This window comes from Halomonas sp. MMH1-48, from assembly GCF_022348105.1.
GTDB classification, from domain to species: Bacteria; Pseudomonadota; Gammaproteobacteria; order Pseudomonadales; family Halomonadaceae; genus Vreelandella; species Vreelandella piezotolerans.
Genome location: NZ_JAKRFL010000002.1, coordinates 278,164 through 298,323, shown reverse-complemented (window position 1 = coordinate 298,323; position 20,160 = coordinate 278,164). Strand labels below are relative to the sequence as shown.

Below are 20,160 nucleotides of genomic sequence, written 5' to 3'. Positions count from 1 at the left end.
CGCTCGAGCGGCCGCTCCAATAATCCCAAAAAAGGACGCTCTCATGCGCATGGAAGATCTTCCCAAGGACCCCCACAAGCCCTACGAAGACATCATGGCGATGTTGTTGGGGACGCTGTTCGTCGCACTCGGGGTGACGTTCTATACCCACGCGGTGCTGCTCACCGGTAGCACCGCAGGGATGGCGCTACTGCTCAATTACCTGACCGGGTGGGGTTTTGGCGTCTGGTTTTTTGCCATCAACCTGCCGTTTTACTATCTGGCGATCAAACGCATGGGGTGGAGCTTTACGCTGCGCACCTTTGTCGCCATTGGCTTGGTCTCGCTGTTCTCCGAGCTCACCCAGGGGTGGGTCGAATTTGCCAACGTGCCGTCGCTCTACGCGGCGCTGATGGGCGGGGCGCTGATGGGCATTGGCATGCTGATGCTGTTTCGCCACCGTACCAGCCTTGGCGGTATCAACATTCTCGCCCTCTACCTGCAGGACAAACACGGCCTGCGGGCGGGCTATGTGCAGCTCGGCATTGACGGCGTGATTCTGCTGATTGCCCTGACTCAGCTCCCCCTGGATCGAGTAGGCTACTCCGTACTCGGCGCGCTGATGCTCAATCTAATCATCGCTCTGAACCATAAGCCAGGGCGTTATATCGGGGTGAGCTAGCCGTGATGACGTAAAATCATCTAGTTAAGCCAAAACCACCAGACGATCAAGCCAATGATGGCAATACCCGCAAGGTTGATCAGTAAACTCATACGGCCTCCTGTTGGCTGGGCTTCCATAACCGCAGGCGGTTGGCGTTGCTGACCACGGTGATCGACGAGAGCGACATGGCCGCCCCAGCAAGGATCGGTGAGAGCAGCATGCCGGTCATCGGGTAGAGCACGCCGGCGGCAATTGGGATGCACAGCACGTTATAGCCAAACGCGCCGATCAGGTTCTGCTTGATGTTGGTCAGCGTGGCCCGACTCAGTTCGATTGCGGTGGCCACGCCGTGCAGCGAGCCGCGCATCAGCGTGATACCGGCGCTCTCCATGGCGATATCGGTGCCCTGGCCAATGGCAAAGCCGACGTTGGCCCGGGCCAGTGCGGGGGCATCGTTGATGCCGTCGCCCACCATGCCAACGACTTCGCCCACCGCTTGGCGGCGCTCGATCTCTGCATGCTTGTCATCGGGCGTCATCCCAGCCTTGAACTCGCTAATGCCGACCTCGCGGGCCACCGCAGCGGCGGTATGTTCATTATCGCCCGTGAGCATTACCACGGTTAACCCATCGTCCTGCAAGCGCTTCACGGCGGCCGCGGCATCGTTGCGCAGCGGGTCGCTAACGCCGAAAAGGGCGGCCAGCTTGCCGTTCACCGCTAAATAGACCAGCGAGCGCGCTTTGGCTTCCAGCTGGCGAATGTGCTCGTCCGCTGGGGAGAGGTCGACTCCATCCTCCTCCAATAGCCGCGCATTGCCCAGCAGCAGCGCGTCATTGGCTTGGCTGGTGCCTTTCACACCGCCGCCGGTCACGCTATCAAAGCTAGCCAGCGTATCGGGGCGGGCGTCGTGCTCTTCGGCGTAGGCCGTCAGCGCTTTGGCCAGCGGGTGTTCCGAGCGGCTCTCTAGGGCGGCCACCCAGGCCAGCACTTGGGGGCTGTCGTTATGCAGCACCGTTGCCTCGGTGACGCGCGGTTTGCCCTCGGTCAGCGTTCCCGTTTTATCGACCACCAGGGTGGTCAGGCGGCTCGCGGTTTGCAGCGCCTCGCCGCTGCGCACCAGTACGCCATGCTCGGCGGCTTTGCCCACGCCAATCATGGTGGAGATCGGGGTGGCCAAGCCCAGCGCGCAGGGGCAGGCAATGATCAGCACGGTCGTGGCAGTGACCAGCATATGAATGACCACCGGGGCAGGCCCCAGGTTGTACCAGGCAAGGGCCGTCAACACGGCCATGATCATCACGGCGGGCACGAACACGCCTGAGATTTTATCGGCCAGCTCACCAATTGGCGGGCGAGAGTTTTGGGCGCTGGCAACCTGTTCGGTAATGCGTCCCAAACGGGTATCGCGGCCGATGTGCGTGGCGCGGTAGACCAAGCTGCCGTTGCCATTCACCGTGCCCGCACTGACCTCGTCATCCGCCCTTTTGTGCACCGGCACGGGTTCGCCGGTGAGCATCGACTCATCGATATAGCTCTGGCCGTCGAGTACCACGCCATCCACCGGCAGCCTCTCACCGGGGCGCACGCGAATAGGGTCATCCAGCGCGACATCGTCAACCGCAATCTCTTGTTCAACGCCGTTGCGTATCACCCGGGCGGTTTTTTCCTGCAGGTCGAGTAGCCGTTTAAGGGCATTGCTCGTGCGACCGCGGGCACGTAGCTCCATGGCGTTACCCAGGAGAATCAACCCCACCACCATGGCCGACGCTTCAAAATAGATGCCCTGAGCCACCTCCGGCAGCCAGGGGGCGAAGAGCACCACCATCATCGAGTAGAGCCAAGCGGTGCCGGTGCCCATTGCCACCAGGGTGTCCATGTTGGCCTGATGATGCTTGAGCTGTTTCCAGGCGTTGGTGAAAAAGTGCCGCCCAGGAAAGGCCAAAATGGCGAGCGTCAGCAGGCCAATCACCAGCCAGTACAGGCGGCCAACGCCCATGGGGTGTGGGTGATAGACGAACATGCTCATCATCAGCGGAATCGCGAGGGAGAGTGACAGCACGCTGCCCTTTAGGCGCTGGCGGTAGGTAACGGCCTCTTGCGCCTCGCGCGTGCGCTCTGCTTTGCGCATATCCACAATCGGTTCGGCGCTATAGCCCGCTTCGGCCACGGCGGCCATTAGCGCTTCCTGAGTAGCGCTGCCGGTGACGTGTGCGGTGTGGGTGCCGAAATTCACCGAGGCGCCGCTGACGCCGGGCGTGTTGGCAAGCGCTTTTTCGACGCTTTTGACACAGCCCGCGCAGGTCATGCCGCTAATTAGCAGGCGCTGTTGGGGCGCAGCCACGGGAGTGCTCTGTGAGTCGGTGGACGACGGCGCGTCTTGGTGAGATACGTCACTTGTGTCGTTGCTGGGTGGGTAGCCCGCTTCGTTGAGAGCACTATCCAGAGCTTGATCGTCGAGGGAACTGGCCACTTCCAGACGCTTTTCTGCCGGAAAGCCCTCCACTTGGGCCGCTGGGTCATGCGCTTGAATGGCCTCGCGCATGCGCTTGACGCAGCCCTGGCAGTTCATGCCCGGCACGGTGCGGGTCAGCATCATGGTTTGCTCGGTGTCGTGCTGCATGGGGCCTCCTCGGGAAAACTTTCGATCAAGCGGCACAGGCTGTGGCCATCCGGGGTGCCATCGGGCATGTCCTGCCAACTTTCCAGTGCCTGTTCCATTCGCTGGGCGAGTGCTTCGAGTTCGGCAATGCGTGCGCGTATTTGCGGCAGCCGGTGAGCGAGCAGATCGCGCACTAGCGGGCAGGGGGAGTCGCCTTGGTCGGCATGGGCCAAAATGTCGCGGATTTCCGCGACGCTAAACCCCAATTTTCGCGCTCGCTGAATAAAGTGCAGACGCTCCAGGTCGTTATTAGAAAAGAGCTGGTAGCCGTTTTCAGGATGCCGGCGGGGGGAGAGCAGGCCTTCGCGCGTATAGTGGCGTACCGTCTCAGGCGTCACGTGAGCACGCTTGGCGAGCTCCCCCACTTTTAAATCGCTCATTGGCATGCCCAACCCCTGTGTGTGGTTAACGTATTGTGAGTGTAAAACCTTTGGGTGACCCATAGGTCAAGCGTTGCTGGTCACTCAGCCGAAAGGACTAAAACACTGATTTAAAACAGTCGTGCGACTAATGTATAAGCAAAAAACAAAATAAAACGCTCGTTTGCCCTTGAACCAAACCCGACATTGGGCGAAAACTGAGGTGTAAGAACAACGCGGGTGGATGGCAGAATCCGCCGGATCATCGGGAGAGAGGCCCACAATGCATAATAACTTCAAAAAACTAACCCTAGTGGCCGCGGTAGCATCAGTAGCTTTTGCTAGCCAAGCCAACGCAGGCGGATATCAAATCAACGAGCAGAGCGTCAGCGGCCAGGGTTACGGCCATGCAGGACGCAGCTCCAACGTTCATGATGCCACGATCGTGTACGGTAACCCGGCGGGTATGTCGTTCCTCGACCGCGCCCAGATTACGGCGGGCGGTACTTTTCTGAGCGTCGATACGGATATTAGTAATGTGAGCGCTAGCCGTACGTTGGATGCTGGGGTTGCTCAGGGTGGCGCACCGAATGGTGTGCAGATACCTGTGGGTGGCATCCCAGGTACTAACGATGGCGATATGGTGCCCGGCACGCTGGTTCCCTTCGCGTTTTATGCTCATCCTGTCAACGAACAGCTGGCGTTCGGCTTTGGTGTCTATGCGCCGTTTGGTTCTAAAACCGAGTACGAAGATACGTTCCAAGGCCGCTATTTTGGCGACTATACCGAACTACGTGTCGTGAGCGCCCAGCCGACCGTTTCATACCGTTTTAACGATCAGTGGTCGGCCGGTATCGGTATTACGTATAACCAAGTAGAGGGTGAGCTGCGTCGCCAGTTGCCCACCAGCGCAGCCTTTAATGCAGCAGGCGACATCGACTCTCGGGTAGAGGGTGACGATGACGGTTGGGGATATAACCTGGGTGTTATTTATCAGCCGGTACCCGAGACCACGTTGGGCTTGACCTATCGCTCGGCAGTGGATTATGAGCTGGAGGGCACCTTCCAAGCCACAGACCCGCTGGGTAACGTCGTGCGTGCCGATACGGCGAGCCTGGACTTGACCACGCCTGAAACGGTCAACTTATCGTTGACGCAGCAAATGACGGATCGCCTGAAGTTGATGTTCGGGGCTTCCTGGGTGCGCTGGAGCCAGTTTGAAGAAATCTCGATTGTAGGCAGCCAGGGCAATGAAATTACCAACGAGCAGCAAAACTACTCGAATGCCTGGGCCTTTGCCACAGGCGGTGAGTATCAGTTAACGCCGACCTTAGCCCTGCGTGCAGGTGTGACGTTAGACTTCACGCCTACCAATGACCAAGACCGCAGCGTACGTATTCCGTCCGATGACCGGCGCATCTTCTCGCTTGGCGCAGGCTGGAGTCCGACCCCTGACTTGACGCTGGACTTTGCCTACTCCTACCTCACCGAGCGCAGCACCTTTGTTGAGCAAGATCGCCAAGACCTGCTTGCCAGTGCCCAAACCGGTGGTATTCCCGTCGGCGGCGCGACTTACTCAGCCGACTACAAAAACGAAGCCCATGGTTTCGGTGCCCAGTTGACCTATCGGTTCTGATCGACGCTCGCGCTTACTGATCGGTCTTCGACCTACTGACCCGGCTTCGGCCGGGTTTTTTACGTGATGCGCAACGGGCTGGGTGGGTGCGGTGAGCGCTGGGTTTCGTTACAATGCGTCCCAGAATAACGCCGCTGGGGTAGCTTGCGCAGGTGTCGACCACCTAACCGTGAGCTGCCACAGCGGCGCCTGTCTCTTTTACGCTACCATCCAGCGTGCAGGAGACGTCGTCCATTTACAAACCCAGTCACCGACCAAGGCCAAAGCGATCCATGTTGGAAACCAACCCGATTCATCACCAGATCAAGGACCTGTCTGAGCGGACAGACGTTCTTAGGGGGTATCTTTGACTATGCCGAGCGTAAAGATCGGCTAGAGGAAGTCTCCCGCGAACTCGAAGATCCCAACGTCTGGAACGACCCCGACTATGCCCAGAAATTGGGTAAAGAGCGCGCCACCCTCGAGGCCATCGTGGCGACTATCGACGAGCTGGACCAGGGGCTAGCGGATAGCCGCGACCTACTGGAGCTCGCCGAGATGGAAGAGGACGAGGGCACCGTCGAAGAAGTACGCAAAGAGCTCGACGGCTTACAGGGCGCTCTGGAGAAGCTCGAGTTTCGCCGCATGTTCTCGGGAGAAATGGACGAGAACAACGCCTACCTGGATATTCAATCGGGCTCCGGGGGCACCGAAGCCCAGGATTGGGCCAACATTCTGCTGCGCATGTACTTGCGCTGGGCCGAGAGCCACGGGTTTAAAACCGAGATCATCGAGATATCGGCGGGCGAAGTCGCCGGCATCAAATCGGCATCGCTGCATATTCAAGGTGACCACGCCTTTGGCTGGCTGCGTACCGAAACCGGCGTTCACCGTTTGGTGCGCAAGAGTCCGTTCGACTCCGGCGGCCGCCGTCACACCTCGTTTGCCTCGGTATTTCTGTCGCCGGAAATCGACGACAGCTTCGAGGTCGAGATCAATCCATCGGATCTGCGTGTCGATACCTATCGTTCCAGCGGTGCGGGTGGTCAGCACGTCAATACCACTGACTCGGCAGTGCGGATTACCCACGAGCCGACCGGTATCGTGGTGGCGTGTCAGAGCCAGCGTAGCCAGCACGCCAACCGCGATTTCGCCATGAAGCAGTTGAAGGCGAAGCTGTGGGAACACGAAATGCAAAAGCGCAATGCGGCCAAGCAGGAGGCGGAAGACTCCAAAGCCGATATCGGTTGGGGCAGCCAAATTCGCTCTTACGTACTGGATGATCAGCGTATTAAAGATCTGCGTACCGGCGTTCAGTCCAGCAACTGTGACAAGGTGCTCGACGGGGACTTGGATCAGTTCATCGTCGCCAGCCTGAAGCAGGGTTTGTAATCTTTTTTAGCGTTTGAACAGAAATAGGGTGCCCGATGGCTAACCAAGACGCGTCTTCTCTCGATAACGAAAATCACCTGATCGCCGAGCGCCGTGCCAAGCTGGCGGCTCGCCGTGAGCGAGCGGCCGAGCAGGGCAAGAGCGCTTTCCCGAACGATTTCCGCCGCGACAGCCTCACCGTCGAGCTGCACAACCTGCTGGGTGAGAAAGACAAAGCCGAGCTGGAAGCGCTGGATCATCAGGCGTCGGTGGCCGGTCGCGTGATGCGCAAACGCGGTCCTTTCATCGTGATTCAGGATGTGGCGGGCCAGATCCAGCTTTACGTGGATAAAAAGGGGCTCCCGGAAGACGTCCTGGAAGACATCAAGGGCTGGGATATCGGCGACATCGTGGCCGCCCGCGGCCCGGTGCACAAATCCGGCAAGGGCGACTTGTACGTGATGATGGTCGAGGCGCAGCTGCTGACCAAGAGCCTACGTCCGCTACCGGACAAGTTCCACGGCCTGACCGACCAAGAAGCACGCTATCGCCAGCGCTACGTGGACCTGATCATGAACCCGCAGTCGCGGAAGGTGTTCGAGACCCGCGCGGCGGTGATCAGCTCCATGCGCCGCTTCTTCGAAGCCCGTGGTTTCATGGAAGTGGAAACGCCGATGCTGCAGCCGATCCCCGGCGGCGCGGCGGCGCGCCCGTTCATCACCCACCATAATGCGCTGGACATCGACATGTACCTGCGTATTGCCCCTGAGCTCTACCTGAAGCGTCTGGTGGTGGGTGGTTTCGAGAGAGTGTTCGAGATCAACCGCAACTTCCGTAACGAGGGCTTGTCCACGCGCCACAACCCCGAGTTCACCATGGTGGAGTTCTACTGGGCCTACGCGGATTATCGCGACCTGCTGGACATGACCGAAGCCATGCTGCGCACCGCCGCGCAGGAGGTGCTCGGCACCACTACGATCACCTACCAAGGGGCCAGCTACGATTTCGGCCAGCCCTTCAAGCGCCTCACCCTGCGCCAGGCGATTCTGGATCACGGTGACGGCATCACCGACGCCGACCTGGATACCCTGGACGCCGCCCGTGCAACGGCGGAAAGGCTCGGCATCAAGGTGAAAGAGAGTTGGGGGCTGGGTAAAGTCCAAACCGAGATTTTCGAAGAGGTGGCCGAGCACCAGCTCGATCAGCCGACGTTCATCACCGAGTACCCGGCAGAGGTCAGCCCGCTGGCGCGGCGTAACGATGCCGACCCCTTCGTCACCGATCGCTTCGAGTTCTTCGTCGGTGGCCGCGAGATCGCCAACGGTTTCTCGGAGCTGAACGACGCCGAAGACCAGGCGGAGCGCTTCCGCGAGCAGGCGGCCGAAAAGGACGCCGGTGACCTGGAAGCCATGTACTACGACGCTGACTACGTGCGCGCCTTGGAGTACGGCATGCCGCCGACAGCGGGCGAGGGGATCGGTATCGACCGGTTGGTGATGCTGTTCACCGACAGCCCCTCCATTCGTGACGTGCTGCTATTCCCGGCGATGCGTCCCGAAGTTGATTGACGTTAAACGTGGCGCTAGCGGACGAAAAGTTGGTAAGGGCGCGATTTAGCGCCCATAATGGTCAACGTTTCGACGGCGAGGAGAATCCCATGAAACTGCTTAATCGCTCTGCCCTGAGCGTCAGGCCGACCCAGACCTTCGTGGACTGGATCAATGCGCTCGAACCCACCATGGGAGACGACGACCTGACCCTGGACGACGTCGAACGTGAAAGTACGGTCTACCTGATCCCTGAGATGGATACCCCAGAGGCGTTGGAGACATTCGTTCGTGAACGTCACGTAGAAATCCTAGAAACCGAGCTGCGTGCTTGGGAAGAGGATGAGCGTCAGTGGCCAGAAAAACTCGACTGGTCGCTGTTTCAGGACTTCCTGCGCGTGGAGCATAGCTACCTCGCCATCGACCTGGATGACGAAACGGCGTTGGAAATCTCCGATGTCGATGACTCGCTGCTGCTCGACCATGAGCAAGATTAGCGTGCTAGTATTCTTATGCTAAGCGCACTGTAAAACCGGCTTCGGCCGGTTTTGCCGTTTCAGAGGGTGTTGTTCAGGAACTCATCACCATGCGACTGTTTGAAACTCGCCCCGGCGACGACGGCCTGCCTGGGCCCGAGCGCCTATTGGCCGTGCTGGCGCTCGTGACCGGCACGCTAATGGCGGTGGTCGATACCACCATGATCAATTTGGCCTTGCCCACCATCGCCGCTGATTTAGGCGTGTCGGCATCCCGGGCGGTGTGGATCACTAACCTGTTTCAGGTCGTTTGCGCGGCCTTTTTATTGGTGTTTGCCGGTGTCAGCGAGCTGATAACCCGACGACGGCTCTACCTGTTGGGTTTGGCCACCTTCGTAATGGCGGCACTCGGTGCCGCGCTGTCGCGTAACCTCGAAACGCTACTCGTGTTTCGTGCGCTGCAAGGCTTGGGCGCAGCGGCCACGCTCTCCATTGGGCCGTCGCTCTACCGCGCCATTTTTCCGTCCCGTCTGCTCGGCAGCGCGCTGGGGCTCAGTGCGCTGGTCGTGGCGGGCGGTTATGCCGCAGGCCCTACCCTCAGTGGCGTCATTCTCTCGTTCGCGGACTGGCCGTGGCTGTTCGCGCTCAACGTGCCGCTAGGGCTCTGCTCGCTCTGGCTGGCCCGCCGAGCGCTGCCGAGAGAGACCCCGCGCCAAGGTGGCTTCGATACGCTGGGGGCGCTTTACTCGATGCTGATGCTGGCGAGCTTTTTTATCGCCATGGATGCCGTGGGCCACGCCGCACCGTTGTGGCAAAGCGGCGGATGGGGGCTGCTGGCGGTAGTGGGCTGCGCGCTATTTGTGCGTCGCCAGCGGCGGGCGCCTTACCCGTTACTGCCGCTAAGCGTGTTTGCCGAAAAGCGTTTCACGCTGGCGGTGTCCGCGTCGGGGCTAGCGTTTATCGGCCAGGGACTCACCTTTGTGGCGCTGTCGTTCTTTTATCAGGAGCAGATGGGATTTTCGCCCTTGGAGACTGCGTGGCTATTCACGCCCTGGCCGCTGGCGATCATGCTGGTGGGGCCGGTCGCAGGGCGTTTGGCAGATCGCTTCAACCCCAGCCTGCTGTCGAGTACGGGGCTGCTGCTGCTGATCGTCGGGTTGGTGGCGTTGGCGCTGGTGGACGAGAGTACGGGGGTCGCGGGAAGCTTGTGGCGAACGGCCCTTTGCGGGATTGGCTTCGGGCTTTTTCAGCCGCCCAATAACCGGGAAATGATGGGCAGCCTGCCGCCTGAGCGTAGCGCCAACGTGTCCGGCGTGATGAGCACCACGCGCACGGTGGGGCAGTCACTCGGGGTTGCGCTGGTCGGCGCGGCGCTGGCGCTTGGATCGCCCGTTCAGTTAACCCTCTGGTTGGGGGCAGGGACGACGCTGTTGGCATTGCTGGCAAGTCTTTCCCGTGTGTCGTTGGCCCAGCGGGCGCTCGTCGAGCGGAGGGCATCGTCTGTTGGCGAGTAACGGCGTACAATAGGGCCGTTGCTGACGGAAGGAGAGTCCCATGGCGATACAGACACAAATCGAGCAAAAGTTGGCGGCGCTAACCCCAGACGTGCTCCGAGTCGAGAACGAGAGCCACATGCACAACGTGCCGGCCAACTCGGAAACGCACTTCAAAGTGACCCTGGTAAGCGACAGCTTCGACGGTATGATGCCGGTGAAGCGTCATCAGCAAATATATGCCCTGTTGGCTGACGAACTCTCGGGCCCGGTCCACGCGCTGGCGCTACACCTTTATACGCCCCGCGAGTGGCAGGCGCGCGGCAGCGAGCGTCCCAACTCTCCCAACTGTCGTGGCGGCGGCCAGTGACCCAAGAAGTCACTCGTCGGCACTATCTGGATGCCATGGGCATTACGTCCTGGGCGTCCCGCTATCAGTTACCCAACGCCCTGCCCACTGACGTCTGTGAGTGGCAAGACGCACCGGCCAAAGCGGCGCCGCGCGAGCGCTTGCAGGCGCTGCTCGACGACGCCCCCGCGCGCCAGCCCTCTCGCCAGCCCGGTCGTGACTCCGATCTTGCCCCCACAGTCGCTGCGTCTCCCTCGGCCGTCAAAGCGCTGCTGGGCCAGCCAACGCCCACAGAGCAGGTATCTCAGCCAGAGGCGAGCACAGAGCTTGCACCGACAACACAGGTCGAACGCGCCGAGCCACTGACGTTCAGCCTCTCCTGCGCTTGCATCGACGGGCGCTGGCTCAGTCTCTGTGAAGGCGAGATCTCGGCGGTCGAGCAGCAGCTGCTGGCCAACATGCTGCGTGCTGCGGGCATCGGACATGGCGAGCTGCCCACGGTGACTCACTTCACCTGGCCGCCCATGGCCACTGCCTTCGAGCCTGAAGAGCCCCTTGAAGAAGCGCAAGAGGGCGTGGCAGCGTTTATTGCCGGTGCGGTAAGTCGGCAAGGTTGGCAATTAGAGCAGGTGCTTTGGTGGGGCGCTGAGAGCGCAACGGCCGATTTGGAGCGCGTCATCGCGCTCGATGGTGGGCATAGCGAAACGCTCGCGCTACCGGTTTGGCAAGGGCCCTCGCTGGCTGCGCTGACCCAAGACGCGAATGCCAAACGTGCGCTATGGCCGCGTTTGGTAGCTTTAGGCAAGCAGTGGGGCGATGCGTGATCGAGCGTTTGCGTCCGGACCATCGAGCTCCGCTTCTGAAACTGGAAGCCCTCGCCCAAAGCGGCGCCAGTGGCCAGCAGTTGGCGGAGGCGTTAGCCGATGACCAAACGTGGGTCTTGGGCGATTGGCAGGGCGACGTGCTCGCAGGCTACGCCCTGGTCGCGCAACTCCCGTTCGATGCCGAGCTCCAGGCCATTGGCGTGCGGCCTGAGTGTCAGGGGCAAGGCAGGGCACGACGCTTGTTGGGTGAGGCCATTACCATAGCCACGCGCTGGCAAGCAGAACGATTACTGCTGGAAGTGCGCGTCGGCAACCAGCGAGCCATTGCGCTCTATCGGCAGGCAGGGTTTCAGGAGGATGGCCGTCGGAAGAACTACTACCCGGCCGCCAACGGCGCGACCGGGCGGGAAGACGCGCTGCTGATGTCGCGAACGCTGGCTTAGGAGGCGCTGCTGTCGTCCATGCCATCGAACTTGCTGAGAACACTCTGCAAGCGGCGCTCCCACTCTTCACGCTCTTGCTTCAACTGCGCATTTTCGTTGCGTAGCTCTTCGTTTTCTAGCTTCATCATCTCCAACGCCTCGACGGTGTCGGTGACTTTTTGTTCCAACTGATTGAACAGCTCAAGGCTCATGCCTACCTCCAGTAACGAACGACAGGCGGCTGCCTGTCGTTATGTCATAAAATCGGGCGTGGTGCGTCACTCGATGGGGCGAGCGTAACGCCGCTGTTACTTGTCGGCAAGCGCTTTAGGTGAGCAAGCGTCGATAGAGCCTAGCCATGCTTTCACCTGCCCGGGTTTCTCGGTGAAGCTGCCAATGGGTGGGTACTTTGGGCGTCAGGCCGTACTCGGTCTCCAGGTAGATCATCGCCTCGTTAGCGAGCCAACCGTTCGCCTCTAACGCGCTGCAGCAATCCGCGGCCAAATCTTGATGAAAGGGCGGGTCGAGAAATACCACGTCCATCGGCTGTCCTGGCGACGCGACAAACGATAGGGCATCGGCGGTGATGACCTTGCCCTGCGCGGTTTTCAAGATGGTGAGGTTCTCGCGAATATGCGACGCCACCTGGGCGTCACGCTCGACGAAGGTGACTTCGGCGGCCCCCCGCGAGAGCGACTCGATGCCTAGTGCACCGGTGCCCGCGAATAGATCCAGCACCTGCTTGCCGTAAAGCGCTTGGCCGAGCCAATTGAACAGCGTTTCACGTACGCGATCTGGGGTTGGGCGCAGGCCAGGATGGTCGAGCACCGGCAGTTGGCGGCGCCGGAAATCACCGCCGATGATGCGCAGTTTTCCCGGCGGTTTGGCTTGGCCGCGAGAAGATGTCGATGGGCGCGAGGAGGCGCGCGAAGAGCGTTGTCGTTTCATGACGCGATTGTAGCGGGCTACTTATCCAAAGTCTTGGTCTGCGGTGGTAGGATAATCGCAATGTTCACCTATTTCGTCGGATGACCCCTATGTTCGGTTTTTTCAAACGTAAGAAAAAGCACGACTCCCAGCAGGAGCCTCAGGATGCCCAGGAGCAGCCTGCGCTGTCGGAGGAGCCCGAGGGCTCGACTGAGCAAGAGATTGCTGCGGAGGAGAGATCGGCACCTGCCAAAGCGCCTGCGGAACCCCCTGCGGAACCCCCTGCGGAACCCCCTGCGCCCTCTGAGTCGCTGGCAGACGAATCGCCCTCACATGCACCGGCATCCGTAGGTGACGCTGCCGAGGTGCTCGCCCAGGAGCAGTCGCCCGAACCGGTCGATAAAGAAGACGTTCAGCCCACCGGCGTCGATGAAGATGTGACGCCTGCGTCGCTCATGGATACTGTGCCAGAGCCAGAGCCAGAGCCAGAGCCAGAGCCAGAGCCAGAGCCAGAGCCCGCCGCGAAGGCAGCCCTTCAGGAAAAGCCGGTGGCAGAAAAAGGCGAAAAAAGAGGCTGGTTTGCGCGCATCAAGTCTGGTCTAGGGAAAACTCGCGCCAACCTGACCGACGGCCTGGCCGATCTTTTCCTCGGCAAAAAGCAGATCGATGACGAGCTGCTGGAGGACTTGGAAACCCAGCTGCTCATGGCCGATGTGGGCATCGACGCGACGAGCGAGATCATCGAACGCTTGGAAGCGCGCGTCTCCCGTAAAGAGCTCAACAACCCCGAGGCGCTCTACCGTGGCTTGCAAGAAGAGCTGGCCGCACTGCTGGCCCCCGTGTCGACGCCACTCAGCTTCGAGAAAGAGCGCGACGGCCCCTTCGTGATTTTGGTGGTCGGGGTCAATGGTGTCGGCAAAACCACCACCATCGGCAAGCTCACCCAGCGCTTTCAGCGCGAGGGTAAGAGCGTCATGCTGGCCGCTGGGGATACTTTCCGTGCGGCCGCGGTCGAGCAGTTGAAGGTATGGGGCGAGCGTAACCATGTGCCGGTCATTGCCCAGCATACCGGTGCCGATAGCGCCTCGGTGATTTACGATGCGGTGGCGGCCGCCAAATCCCGCGGTGTAGACGTGTTGATTGCCGATACCGCTGGACGACTGCACAACAAGAGTCATCTAATGGAAGAGCTGAAAAAAGTGCATCGAGTGATGCAGAAGCTCGATGACACGGCGCCCCACGAGGTCATGCTCGTATTGGATGCGGGCACGGGGCAGAACGCCATTTCCCAAGCGTCGACCTTCAACGAAGCGGTGCCGATTAGTGGGATTACCCTGACCAAGCTGGATGGCACCGCCAAAGGCGGCATCATCTTTGCGTTGGCCAAGCAGCTCGAAACGCCGATCCGCTTTATTGGGGTGGGCGAAGGCCTGGATGATCTGCGCCCCTTCAACGCCGATGACTTCGTCAACGCGCTCTTCGACCGCCAAGGAGACGATGGCCACGCATGATAGCCTTTGAGCATGTGGGGAAGCGCTATGGAGGGCGCTTCGAGGCGTTGGCACACTTGAACTTTCGCGTCGCACGAGGCGAAATGGTCTTTCTCACCGGCCACTCGGGGGCGGGAAAAAGTTCGCTGCTGCGCTTGATCATGCGGTTGGAAAAACCCAGCCGTGGCCGGGTGGTGGTGGCTGGGCACGACATTGCCCAGCTCCACGTCAGTCAAGTGCCGTTCTATCGACGTCAGATAGGTGTGGTCTTTCAAGACCATCAGCTGCTGTTCGATCGTAGCGTGTTCCACAACGTGTCGCTGCCGCTGGACATTCAAGGAGTAGAGCCCCGTGAGGCAGCCCGGCGCGTGCGCGCTGCGCTGGACAAAGTTGGCCTGTTGCACCGTGAAAAAGCCCTTCCTATCGAGCTATCGGGTGGTGAGCAGCAGCGTGTGGGCATCGCCCGTGCTGTGGTCAACAAACCCGCGCTGCTGCTGGCCGATGAACCCACCGGGAATCTGGACCCCCAGCTCTCAGCCGATATCATGGCGCTATTCGAAGACTTCAATCGTATCGGCACCACCGTGATGATCGCGAGCCACGACTTGGCCCTGATTGCGCGCTTGCGTCATCGGATTCTGCGTCTGCGGGATGGCCGTCTAGTAGCCGATGAGGGGGCCGTATGAAGCGTTCGGCCACTCCTCGCCAAAGCGGCGCCGCCCCCCGTGCTGCCCGCGCGCCCGCAAAGCCCCATGCCCCTGTAACGGAAAAAACGCCCCGCGGTGGGGCTCGCTCGCAGCAAACACGTATGGGCAGCCGTCTGCGGGCCTGGGGGCGTCACCACCGGGCCATGGCGCTGGATAGCCTTTTTCGACTGGTGCGCTACCCGTTGGGCAACCTGCTGACCATGCTGGCCATTGCCATTGCCTTGGTGCTTCCCGCCGCTCTATGGCTGACGTTGGACAGCGCCAAGCTGCTGGATGCCGAGCTGGATGAAAGCGCGTCGCTCACCGTTTATCTCGATATGGGGATTGATGCAGCGCAGGCGGCTCGGATCGAAGAGGCGGTGAGCGCTGACGGCGGCGTGGCGCAGACGCGCATGATCAGCCCAGAGCAGGGCATGGCGGATTTCCAGCAGTCGTTGGGCATCGACGATACCCTGGCAGGGCTTGACGATAATCCGCTCCCCGCGAGTATCGTCATTTCCCCTCAAGATGTAGAGCCCGCTGCGATGGCTGAACTGGCCGAGCGGCTCGAGGGGGTAACTGGCATCGATGAAGTACGCGTCGATTTGGCCTGGGTCGAGCGGCTGCGCCATCTGGCGGCGTTGGGACGCCGCGTGGCGCTGGCGCTGGGGGTGCTGTTTGGTTTCGGTGTACTGCTGGTCGTCGGTAATACCATTCGCTTGTCGGTGGAGAGCCGACGCCGTGAAATCGAAGTGGTCATGCTGATCGGCGCAACGCACGCCTTCGTGCGTCGCCCGTTCCTGTACAGTGGAGCCTGGTATGGCGCTGGAGGCGGGCTCTTGGCGCTGGGTCTGTTGGCCTTGGGCAATCACTGGCTATCGCTGCCGGTGGCGGCGCTCGCGGCAAGCTATGGCGCTAGCTTCACCTTGCCGCAGTTGGACGTGACAGGCTCTACAATTCTGCTATCTTGCAGTACACTACTTGGCTGGCTGGGAGCTTGGCTTGCCGTCACGCGCCATCTTTCCAGCATACGCCCGCGCTGAGCATGCGTCTGTCGCGTTGTCATCTTCACGTTATAGGCAGTACATAGACTCCGCGATATTGTCCATGTGGGCAGTCACGGGAATTTCTACCCCCGTGGCGTGATCGATGCCAACTGTGCGTCGATCGTTTGAACCTCTGGGTTCGACTAAGGTCTTAAGGTTAACGCAAGACGTTTGGCTGCGCACATTCACGCGACGCCAGCACGTCAACCACGATAGGTTTTAAGGGAGACCATCTGCACATGAGCACTAGTCTTCTACCGGTGGGACAGCTTTCACCAGGCAATGACCTGGGTGGCTACATTCAAGCGGTGAATGGCATCGCGGTGCTGAGCGTCGAAGAGGAGCGCGAGCTGGCGTTCCGTCTTTACGATGAGGGCGATCTAGAGGCAGCACGTCGATTGGTGCTATCGCACCTTCGTTTCGTGGTGCACATTGCTCGCAGCTACTCCGGTTACGGTCTGCCGCAAGCGGACTTGATTCAGGAAGGCAACGTCGGTTTGATGAAAGCCGTCAAGCGCTTCGATCCCAATCAAGGGGTACGCTTGGTGTCGTTTGCCGTGCACTGGATCAAAGCCGAAATTCATGAGTTCGTGCTACGTAACTGGCGTATCGTCAAAATCGCCACCACCAAGGCGCAGCGTAAGCTGTTTTTCAATCTGCGTAGCGCGAAAAAGCGTTTGGCATGGCTGAACAACGACGAGGTCGACGCAATTGCCAAAGATCTCGACGTGAAACCGGAAGTCGTGCGCGATATGGAAGGGCGCCTCTCGGCATTCGACGCAGGGTACGACGCATCGCCCAGTGACGACGAAGAGAGTACGTATCAAGCGCCAGCGTACTTCCTCGATGACGCTTCCGCTGACCCGGCGACACAGCTCGAAGACAGCGACTTCGAGGAAGACGCCACGCGCCGTCTTCAACTGGCACTCAAAGCGTTGGACGAGCGCTCGCGGGACATTTTGCAGCGCCGCTGGCTCACCGATGACAAAGCCACGTTGCACGATTTGGCCGACGTGTATGGCGTTAGCGCTGAGCGCATTCGCCAGCTCGAAAAGAACGCCATGAAGAAGCTACGTCAGAAAATGGGCGACGCGGCCATCGCTGCGTAACACTCACGCCTCACGCAGGAAAACGCCCCGCCGGTATCGTTACGGCGGGGCGTTTTCATTTGCTTTGTGCATGTGCTGAGGGCACGCGCCTCATTATGCGGGTTGGGAAGCGTTTCTAAATAGCTGGCCCGAGAGTAGCGTCCACTGATCCTCCCAATACTCGGTAGGCAGCCGCTTGAAGTCGCTGCGGACGTATTGCGAAATACGCCCTTCGGCCTGGGCGATGAGCAGGTTGGCCGCTGCCGAGGCGGTGATGCTGGTGCGCCGCCCTTCACGCAGCTCGGCCTCACGGAGCACCTGCTTGAGCTGCATTTCCAAGCGCTCGAAGAGCTGGTGTACCCGCTGGCGCAGCCGAGCGGTCTCTCCAGTGAGAACATCGCCGCCCAGTACCCTGGCAAGCCCAGGGTTCTTCTCGGCAAACCCGAGCAAGAGCGAGAGAATCGTTCCGCAGCGGGTCGTGGCATCAGGAATATCGTCGAGAATGCGGGTGATCCTGGCGAAAATGCTCTCTTCGATGAAGTCGATCAAGCCTTCGAACATGCGCGCCTTGCTGGGAAAATGGCGATACAGCGCTGCCTCGGAAACGCCCACTTGCCGCGCCAGGGCGGCCGTGGTGATGCGTTTACCGCTATCTTCTTCCAACATGATGGCCAGCGCCTGCAGTATCTGCTCGCGGCGGCGAGGTTTGCTATCGTCACTCATGACTCGTGCCCTCCGTCGCGATTAGCCTGCGTCAGTGATCAGGGTGCCTACCCCGGCGTTGGTAAAGATTTCCAGCAGTACGGCATGGGGCACGCGACCATCGATGATGTGGGCGCTGTTGACACCACCTTTCACCGCGTCCAGTGCACAGCGGATCTTGGGGAGCATCCCGCCGTAGATGGTGCCGTCGGCAATCAAGCCGTCTACCTGAACGGTCGTGAGTCCGGTCAATACCTTACCTTCGCTATTCATCAAACCCGCCACGTTGGTTAGCAGCATGAGTTTTTCGGCGTTCAGCGCTTCGGCTAGCTTGCCTGCTACCAAATCGGCGTTGATGTTGTAGCTGTTGCCTTTGTCATCTACCCCAATAGGTGCGATGACCGGTATGAAATCACGCGCGGCCAGCATCTCGATGAGATCGGTAGAGATCGACTCCACCTCGCCCACGTGGCCAATGTCGATGATCTCCGGCGCGGTCATTTCCGGACTTTGATGCTCTACTTTGAGCTGGCGGGCGCGAATTTGGGCACCATCTTTCCCCGTCAGGCCAATCGCTTTGCCGCCGCTTTGATTGATCAGGTTGACGATGCTCTTGTTGACCAAGCCGCCCAGCACCATCTCGACCACGTCCATGGTCTGCGAGTCGGTGACCCGCATGCCGTTGACGAAGCGGGATTCGATATTGAGTTTCTCCAGCAGACTGCCAATTTGCGGCCCACCGCCGTGTACCACCACGGGGTTGATGCCGACCTCCTTCATCAGCACGATGTTACGAGCAAATGAGTCGATCAGCGTATCTTCGGTCATGGCGTTGCCACCGTATTTGACGACGACGGTTTTGCCGGAGAATTGCTGAATGTAGGGAAGCGCTTCTGACAGCACCTCCACGACGACCTGAGGGTCGCGACTAGCTGAACTCATGACGATGTCCCTTGGCTCTTTTTTAATGTCTGTTGCATGGCTGTGCGCGGCTGGCAATCACAGCGTGTTTAACACGTCGCGCGTTCTAAAGGCGCGATCATGTCGTTGTGGTGGCCGGTATGGTCAGTGTCGGTGCGATGCCGTTGAGCGCTTCGGCAAAACGCCCACGGATGCGAGCAAGTGCAGCGCTATCCTTTCCTTCGAAACGCAGCACCAGGGCGGGCGTCGTATTCGAGGCGCGGCATAAACCCCAGCCGTCGGGGTAATCGACGCGAATGCCATCCAGCGTGGTTTTGATACCTTCGCCGAAGTCGCCCTCTCTGGCAAGCGTCTCGATAATGGTAAATTTTTTGTCATCGGCCACGCTGATGTTGATTTCGGGCGTGCTCACATCCTGAGGAAATTGGTCGAAGAAGGTATCCGCATCCCCTGGGAATTGGGCAAGAATCTCCAGCAGCCGGGCGGCTGAGTAGAGACCGTCGTCAAAACCGTACCAGCGCTCTTTGAAAAAAAGGTGGCCACTCATCTCACCGCCGAGCAGTGCCCCCGTCTCTTTCATGCGCGCTTTGATGAGCGAGTGCCCGGTGCGCCACATCTCGGGTTCACCCCCAGCCTCGCTAACCACCTTGGCCAAGTTGCCGGTGCACTTGATATCGAAGACCACCTTGGCGCCAGGGTTGCGCGACAGCATATCGGTGGCAAAGTGCATCATCAGGTGGTCGGGGTAAATCATGCGTCCACGAGGCGTCACGACGCCCAGGCGGTCACCGTCGCCGTCGAAGGCCAGGCCGATGTCGGCTCCGCTGTGTTGAACGTGGTGAATCAGGTCTTGGAGGTTTTCAGGCTTGCCGGGGTCGGGGTGATGATTAGGAAAGCGCCCATCGATCTCGGCATAGAGCGGCGTGGTCGTTACTCCCAATCGCTCGACCAACTGCGGGCCTAGCTCGCCAGCCACCCCGTTGCCGCAATCCACCACGGCGCTAAGCGGGCGCGTTACCTTCACATCACTCAAGATGCGTTCCAGATAGGTGGCGCGCAGATCGTAGTGGCGCACGCGACCGTCGCCTTGGGTGAAGTTACCTGCTTGAATGCGCTCAAAGAGCGCAGTAATTGCGTCGCCCGATAAGGTGTCGCCCGCCAGGACGATCTTGAAGCCATTGTAATCCGGCGGGTTGTGGCTACCGGTGAGCATCACGCCTGAGCAGCTCTCTGCGAGCGTGTGAGTGGCAAAATAGAGAACCGGCGTGGGCACCATGCCGATATCGATCACGTCTCTTCCCGCGGCCTGCAGGCCGCGAATGAGCGCCGCCTGCAGGCGTGGCCCAGACGTGCGGCCGTCCCGCGCCACAATCACCGTGTGTTCGCCGCGAGCGGCCGCTTCGGAGCCGACGGCGCGGCCAATCAGCTCGGTGGTGGCATCGTCGAGCGTGTCATCGACGACGCCGCGAATGTCATAGGCGCGAAATATCGAAGCGGGTACGGTCATCATCGATCCTTGAAAAGGCAAAAGGGGGCGTCGTA

General features: G+C 60.2%; 20 protein-coding genes. 13 read left to right on the top strand and 7 right to left on the bottom strand.

Annotated elements, in window-relative coordinates:
- Positions 1 to 43 precede the first annotated feature (43 nt).
- A complete protein-coding gene (locus MHM37_RS03485) occupies positions 44 to 661 on the top strand; it encodes a YitT family protein (protein ID WP_153843428.1) in 618 nt (205 codons plus the stop codon).
- Positions 662 to 749: 88 nt separating this feature from the next.
- On the opposite strand, the gene MHM37_RS03480 is transcribed toward MHM37_RS03485, so the two are convergent.
- Both MHM37_RS03480 and MHM37_RS03475 read right to left on the bottom strand, forming a co-directional pair.
- Complete coding sequence (locus tag MHM37_RS03480; RefSeq protein ID WP_239295784.1) at positions 750 to 3,263, bottom strand: heavy metal translocating P-type ATPase; 2,514 nt, start codon at positions 3,261 to 3,263, stop codon at positions 750 to 752.
- A complete protein-coding gene (locus tag MHM37_RS03475; protein WP_139528282.1) occupies positions 3,236 to 3,682 on the bottom strand; it encodes a MerR family transcriptional regulator in 447 nt (148 codons plus the stop codon). The genes MHM37_RS03480 and MHM37_RS03475 overlap by 28 nt, the downstream gene beginning before the upstream one ends.
- A gap of 262 nt (positions 3,683 to 3,944) precedes the next feature.
- Between MHM37_RS03475 and MHM37_RS03470 the strand changes: the two genes are divergently transcribed.
- From MHM37_RS03470 to rimI, 8 genes are all read left to right on the top strand, one after another.
- On the top strand, positions 3,945 to 5,297 hold the full coding sequence (locus MHM37_RS03470) for an outer membrane protein transport protein (RefSeq protein ID WP_153843429.1): 1,353 nt from the start codon (positions 3,945 to 3,947) through the stop codon (positions 5,295 to 5,297).
- A 272-nt stretch (positions 5,298 to 5,569) separates the two neighbouring features.
- Positions 5,570 to 6,668 (top strand): peptide chain release factor 2 gene (prfB, locus tag MHM37_RS03465; protein ID WP_139528284.1). Its coding sequence is split into 2 segments (ribosomal slippage): positions 5,570 to 5,644 and positions 5,646 to 6,668, totalling 1,098 coding nucleotides; the frame shifts between segments, so codons are not numbered across the junction.
- Between the two features lie 35 nt (positions 6,669 to 6,703).
- Positions 6,704 to 8,215, top strand: coding sequence for a lysine--tRNA ligase (lysS, locus tag MHM37_RS03460; RefSeq protein ID WP_139528285.1), 1,512 nt, complete (start codon positions 6,704 to 6,706; stop codon positions 8,213 to 8,215).
- 89 nt (positions 8,216 to 8,304) lie between these two features.
- Positions 8,305 to 8,691 (top strand): hypothetical protein, encoded by a 387-nt coding sequence (locus MHM37_RS03455; RefSeq protein ID WP_137093711.1) that lies wholly within the window; start codon positions 8,305 to 8,307, stop codon positions 8,689 to 8,691.
- A gap of 89 nt (positions 8,692 to 8,780) precedes the next feature.
- Positions 8,781 to 10,184: an MFS transporter gene (locus MHM37_RS03450; protein ID WP_219862661.1), complete on the top strand. Its 1,404-nt coding sequence runs from the start codon at positions 8,781 to 8,783 to the stop codon at positions 10,182 to 10,184.
- Positions 10,185 to 10,224: 40 nt separating this feature from the next.
- Positions 10,225 to 10,533 carry a BolA/IbaG family iron-sulfur metabolism protein gene (locus MHM37_RS03445; protein WP_139528287.1) on the top strand — a complete coding sequence of 103 codons (309 nt, stop codon included), beginning with the start codon at positions 10,225 to 10,227 and terminating at the stop codon, positions 10,531 to 10,533.
- On the top strand, positions 10,530 to 11,336 hold the full coding sequence (locus MHM37_RS03440; protein WP_239295785.1) for a hypothetical protein: 807 nt from the start codon (positions 10,530 to 10,532) through the stop codon (positions 11,334 to 11,336). Before MHM37_RS03445 ends, MHM37_RS03440 begins: the two co-directional genes overlap by 4 nt.
- The gene (gene rimI, locus MHM37_RS03435; protein WP_239285346.1) at positions 11,333 to 11,779 is read left to right on the top strand and encodes a ribosomal protein S18-alanine N-acetyltransferase; all 447 of its coding nucleotides are present in this window, start codon (positions 11,333 to 11,335) and stop codon (positions 11,777 to 11,779) included. The genes MHM37_RS03440 and rimI overlap by 4 nt, the downstream gene beginning before the upstream one ends.
- Here the strand turns inward: rimI and zapB are convergent.
- Positions 11,776 to 11,970, bottom strand: coding sequence for a cell division protein ZapB (gene zapB, locus MHM37_RS03430; protein WP_139528290.1), 195 nt, complete (start codon positions 11,968 to 11,970; stop codon positions 11,776 to 11,778). The genes rimI and zapB overlap by 4 nt on opposite strands.
- Positions 11,971 to 12,085: 115 nt before the next feature.
- On the bottom strand, positions 12,086 to 12,706 hold the full coding sequence (gene rsmD, locus MHM37_RS03425) for a 16S rRNA (guanine(966)-N(2))-methyltransferase RsmD (RefSeq protein WP_219862669.1): 621 nt from the start codon (positions 12,704 to 12,706) through the stop codon (positions 12,086 to 12,088).
- Positions 12,707 to 12,795: 89 nt separating this feature from the next.
- Between rsmD and ftsY the strand changes: the two genes are divergently transcribed.
- From ftsY to rpoH, 4 genes are all read left to right on the top strand, one after another.
- Positions 12,796 to 14,196: a signal recognition particle-docking protein FtsY gene (gene ftsY / locus MHM37_RS03420; RefSeq protein ID WP_239295786.1), complete on the top strand. Its 1,401-nt coding sequence runs from the start codon at positions 12,796 to 12,798 to the stop codon at positions 14,194 to 14,196.
- Complete coding sequence (gene ftsE / locus MHM37_RS03415; RefSeq protein WP_139528293.1) at positions 14,193 to 14,861, top strand: cell division ATP-binding protein FtsE; 669 nt, start codon at positions 14,193 to 14,195, stop codon at positions 14,859 to 14,861. The genes ftsY and ftsE overlap by 4 nt, the downstream gene beginning before the upstream one ends.
- A complete protein-coding gene (gene ftsX / locus MHM37_RS03410; RefSeq protein ID WP_153843436.1) occupies positions 14,858 to 15,904 on the top strand; it encodes a permease-like cell division protein FtsX in 1,047 nt (348 codons plus the stop codon). The genes ftsE and ftsX overlap by 4 nt, the downstream gene beginning before the upstream one ends.
- Before the next feature lie 242 nt (positions 15,905 to 16,146).
- A complete protein-coding gene (rpoH, locus tag MHM37_RS03405) occupies positions 16,147 to 17,016 on the top strand; it encodes an RNA polymerase sigma factor RpoH (RefSeq protein ID WP_139528295.1) in 870 nt (289 codons plus the stop codon).
- A gap of 93 nt (positions 17,017 to 17,109) precedes the next feature.
- Here the strand turns inward: rpoH and slmA are convergent, their stop codons facing one another.
- From slmA to MHM37_RS03390, 3 genes are all read right to left on the bottom strand, one after another.
- Entirely contained in the window at positions 17,110 to 17,718 is a 609-nt protein-coding gene (gene slmA / locus MHM37_RS03400) for a nucleoid occlusion factor SlmA (protein WP_219862673.1), read from the bottom strand.
- A 21-nt stretch (positions 17,719 to 17,739) separates the two neighbouring features.
- A complete protein-coding gene (argB, locus tag MHM37_RS03395; protein WP_054644931.1) occupies positions 17,740 to 18,639 on the bottom strand; it encodes an acetylglutamate kinase in 900 nt (299 codons plus the stop codon).
- Between the two features lie 97 nt (positions 18,640 to 18,736).
- Entirely contained in the window at positions 18,737 to 20,125 is a 1,389-nt protein-coding gene (locus tag MHM37_RS03390) for a phosphomannomutase/phosphoglucomutase (RefSeq protein ID WP_239295787.1), read from the bottom strand.
- Between the last annotated feature and the right edge of the window lie 35 nt (positions 20,126 to 20,160).